The sequence below is a fragment of the Priestia sp. P5_B4 genome (assembly GCF_056400385.1).
This window is the reverse complement of the sequence record NZ_JBFULJ010001148.1, coordinates 1-1,005: the sequence shown is the minus strand read 5'-3', so window position 1 is coordinate 1,005 and position 1,005 is coordinate 1. Positions and strand designations below refer to the sequence as shown.

Annotated in this window: 1 protein-coding gene; it reads right to left on the bottom strand. The window is 32.6% G+C overall.

All coding sequences use genetic code 11. The features are described from left to right. A partial coding sequence (locus tag AC1DRF_RS29510) for a flavodoxin domain-containing protein (protein WP_477742510.1) occupies positions 1-532 on the bottom strand: 532 nt, incomplete at its 3' end. Positions 533-1,005: the final 473 nt, after the last annotated feature.

Genomic DNA, 1,005 nt, shown 5'->3' with positions numbered 1-1,005 from the left:
GTTCTGCTAAGCGTACATCAAATTCTTTTCCTGTTTGACAGAAAAATTCGTATGAGCTGTCTCCAAGCGATAAAACAGAGAAACGGAAGTTCTCAAGTTTTGGCGCTCGACGGCCGTGAAGAAATTCATGGAAAGATAGCGCATTATCAGGCGGCTCTCCTTCTCCATGTGTACTTACGACAATTAATAAATTTTCAAGTTTCTTTAAATTATTTGGTTTGAAATCATTCATAGAAGATACAGTTACATTAAAGCCTTTTGCTTCAAGCGTTTTACCTGTATTTTCAGCAAGTCCTTGAGCATTTCCTGTTTGTGATCCGTAAAGAATCGTTACGTCTTTTGAAACTGTCTCCTTCGTTTGAGCAGGCGCTGCTGTAGAAACGTCTGGCGTTCCTTCGGCAGACGTAGATTGAGATGCTGTTAAATAACCGCTCAACCACATTTTTTGTGCTTCTGTTAATGTCGGCAGAAGGCGATTAAGCAAATCTGCTTGTTCTTGATTAAAAGGGCTGTTTACTACCTTAAGTTGCAACACTGTCCACCTCACAAAAATATATAATTTAAATATGTATGCTTTTACGAATCATCTTCAACAACATTTAATACCTGTGTCTAATTAATCAATGATGTTTCCCTTCATACATTATTATTCCTATAGATTATATCAAATTTAATTATATAAATCATTAGAAAATTCTTATCAAATTCGTCTACCTGCATTTTATCGGAGAAGAATAAATTAGTAAAATACATATAATTGATAACTAGTATTAAGATTATTAATATTTAAAGCGGTCGTTACGTTTTTTATAAACGCAGTTACTTCTATATTTGTTTATTCTACATCCTTCACATGAATATGAATATTTTGTAATTTTTAGAGAAGTTTTGTAGAAACGGTTTTCTTTCTCATCAGAATGTTACATAATAAATGTAACATTAATCCTTTTAAAAAACACTATACGAAAAAGACAGTATATTCTGAAATTTAGGACAGTTTATAGG